Source organism: Colwellia chukchiensis, from assembly GCF_002104455.1.
Taxonomy (GTDB): Bacteria; Pseudomonadota; Gammaproteobacteria; order Enterobacterales; family Alteromonadaceae; genus Cognaticolwellia; species Cognaticolwellia chukchiensis.
Genome location: NZ_NBOC01000036.1, coordinates 1 through 2,570, shown reverse-complemented (window position 1 = coordinate 2,570; position 2,570 = coordinate 1). Strand labels below are relative to the sequence as shown.

The 2,570-nt window shown below is 36.2% G+C and carries 5 protein-coding genes and 1 pseudogene; 2 read left to right on the top strand and 4 right to left on the bottom strand.

What is annotated here, in order from left to right; all coding sequences use genetic code 11:
• The first annotated feature begins 7 nt into the window (after window positions 1-7).
• A complete protein-coding gene (locus B6K83_RS18740) occupies window positions 8-124 on the top strand; it encodes an IS3 family transposase (RefSeq protein WP_085284519.1) in 117 nt (38 codons plus the stop codon).
• A 9-nt stretch (window positions 125-133) separates the two neighbouring features.
• Window positions 134-337, top strand: a pseudogene (locus B6K83_RS18025) (IS256 family transposase); the annotation flags it as partial.
• A gap of 99 nt (window positions 338-436) precedes the next feature.
• Here the strand turns inward: B6K83_RS18025 and B6K83_RS18020 are convergent.
• From B6K83_RS18020 to B6K83_RS18735, 4 genes are all read right to left on the bottom strand, one after another.
• Complete coding sequence (locus B6K83_RS18020; RefSeq protein ID WP_085286229.1) at window positions 437-658, bottom strand: hypothetical protein; 222 nt, start codon at window positions 656-658, stop codon at window positions 437-439.
• Window positions 655-1,290, bottom strand: a complete 636-nt coding sequence (locus B6K83_RS18620; protein WP_233144090.1) for an RHS repeat-associated core domain-containing protein — start codon at window positions 1,288-1,290, stop codon at window positions 655-657. Before B6K83_RS18620 ends, B6K83_RS18020 begins: the two co-directional genes overlap by 4 nt.
• 88 nt (window positions 1,291-1,378) lie before the next feature.
• A complete protein-coding gene (locus tag B6K83_RS18010; protein WP_085286228.1) occupies window positions 1,379-2,398 on the bottom strand; it encodes a hypothetical protein in 1,020 nt (339 codons plus the stop codon).
• Between the two features lie 58 nt (window positions 2,399-2,456).
• On the bottom strand, window positions 2,457-2,567 hold the full coding sequence (locus B6K83_RS18735; RefSeq protein ID WP_408607249.1) for an IS3 family transposase: 111 nt from the start codon (window positions 2,565-2,567) through the stop codon (window positions 2,457-2,459).
• Between the last annotated feature and the right edge of the window lie 3 nt (window positions 2,568-2,570).

The following is a 2,570-nucleotide window of genomic DNA, read 5'->3' as shown; positions in this document are numbered from 1 at the left end:
AGAAAGCATGAAATTCGATGTTGAAGAATACATCAAATACTATAACTCAGTTAGGTTACATACGAGCTTAAACGATATGTCGCCAATTGAATTTGAAAGTGTAAGGAAAAAGTGTGCGGCCTAGCTTGACCAGATCAAAGCCGTGCATCGTCAGTTTAGGAAATTAACCAAAACTAAAGGCGCATTCCCTAACGAAAATAGCTTGATGAAATTATTGTATGCGGGCATATTAAACGCCTCAAAGAAATGGACAATGCCAATCCATAATTGGAACCTGACACTGTCACAATTAGCCATCCACTTCGAAGGTAGGTTAGATGGCGTATTAGATATTTAGCAATTTAGGCTGACACAGAATTCTGAACGCCCTCGCCCCATGTGAAATACCAGTATAGGGGCAGTTCACAAGGGGCTTTGGTTAGAATTCAGAATAAAATTATTTAGGTGGTTCTCGATCTTTAAAATCTACATATATGGCACATATAACTCCAATTACTAGACTTGAAATTAGTACAAACCCTGCACTCAATAATATATTGCTAACTTCTAAACCTTCGACTCCATATAGCCTAATAGCAATTATTATTAGTATCCACTTTCCAACTAAAAGCGAAAAATGCCTAATGTTTTTTATAAAAGAATCTTTATCTACAATCATTTATCTTTCAACTCTTCATTTATTTTATTTGCTGCTACACCAGATGCTATTTTTTCACCTGTAGAATTAATTGTTGATGTTAAACTATCTTTTGCAGAACCTGAAACATCAGTTTTCCCCATAGCTTGTTTAATTGCACCAGCTTTACCTTTTACAGCTCCAACAACTGCTTTTCCGGGGCCAACTACAGAAGATAATGCAGCTTCTCCCGCTTTAGAAAAGCTACCCACTTCACCGTTTAATGAATCATTAATCATACTACCACCAGCAGCAGCGGTAGCTTCAACAGATTGATTAAATGCGCCTGCGGTTGCTTTTTGCAGCAAACTTCCTCCTGCTTTAGCTATGTTTAGACCACCTGTTAAAGCTCCTGCGGCACCAGCCACACCTATTTTCCCCATATCAGTAATTTCACCGGAAGTGGCAAGTTGAGTACCTGCTTCAATAGCTGCTCCCACTAACCCACCAATGAGGACATTTAAAAACTGCCCATCAGGATCATTATATTTATAGGGGTTATTATTTACGTACATATAACGATTGAAGGACATTACAGGGTTAGCAGCAGTATAACCAACTGGATCATTCGAGTAGAAACGACCTATGACTGGATCATAGTATCGTGCCTGCATATAAATTAGTACGAACTAGGAACCATTTATTTTAAATGCACCACGTACCTTCAACACCTACAAGCTATATGATTTATAGTCAAAATATTTATTCTTCACCCTTGTTTTTTATTTCTGTTTTTATACAAGGCAAACCCTCTCCAAGTTTAATATTCATCCAGTAATTTAACGATAACACTCCTACGTTATTATCATCTTCACTTGCTTCGTATTTAACTTCAACAAACTGTCTATCTGCTACTTTGCCAAACTCTATTGATTCGAATAAATCTTTAGTCGTAAGTAAACTGAAATTCACATCAGAAAAACGAAGGCTAAACACTATTACATTGCCAACATGACAAATGTAATAATTGCCAAAGCCATCAATAAAGGAAATATCAAATTTATCGGCAAGCTCATGTCTATATCGAGCTTCACGGAGAAAACGGTTTAAATCCATGTTTCCTGAAAACAAAACAGGATGATTCATATCTTTGGCTAATTCGGCCAAATCAAGGATATTATTTTCAGCACTTGAGTATACTTTTACATCAGTATTTTTGTACCATAAAACCTCTCGCAAAATGTTGACACGAACATTATCTTTAGTGGATCTCCTCAACCAATCCTCTTCATTAATTGATCTGTTCGTTTCAATATTTTTAGCTATGTTCTCTTTTAGATACTTTTGGATGTTAATTTTAAATAAATTGCTTTCATCAGTATTGCCGTTAAAACTTGCAGATTTAAACAAGTTCATTGGGAACTCTGAATCTTTCCCATCTCCAAAGATAGCCTGAGAACAGGTCAATCCAAATCTAGTCAATAATTCTTCGTCAATTTCAGCTTGAGCAACAAGCTCATTTTGTCGTTGATTAATTCTATCAATCACTTGCTGAATAGAGTGTTTAAAGTTACTTACATTAGTACGTAAATTTTCTTCAGTAGTTAGAACTGGCTCTTCAATATCTTCAGAAAGCCTAATCCACTCTTGTAAATCTCGAACAAGTGACTCTTGATCTTGGTGGTGGAAAGCGTCAGAAAAAATAATGTCGTACCATTTCTGTTCTAGCTGCCATTGATTATTAGAAAGTGATACTGCAATTTCTACATATGCTCTATTCATACTGTGTGGATCATTTCTCCCCCAGCCTGAATAGATACGCCCAGATGATCTGGTCAAGCTAGGCCGCACACTTTTTACTTACACTTTCAAACTCAATTGGCGACATATCATTTAAGGTCGTATGTAATCGAATTGAGTTATAGTATTTGACGTATTTTTCAACATCGATTTT

Excerpts from the sequence above, each read along its gene's own strand:
- B6K83_RS18020 (WP_085286229.1), bottom strand. The coding sequence starts at position 658 with ATGATTGTAGATAAAGATTCTTTTATAAAAAACATTAGGCATTTTTCG.
- B6K83_RS18620 (WP_233144090.1), bottom strand. The coding sequence starts at position 1,290 with ATGCAGGCACGATACTATGATCCAGTCATAGGTCGTTTCTACTCGAAT.
- B6K83_RS18010 (WP_085286228.1), bottom strand. The coding sequence starts at position 2,398 with ATGAATAGAGCATATGTAGAAATTGCAGTATCACTTTCTAATAATCAA.
- B6K83_RS18740 (WP_085284519.1), top strand. The coding sequence starts at position 8 with ATGAAATTCGATGTTGAAGAATACATCAAATACTATAACTCAGTTAGG.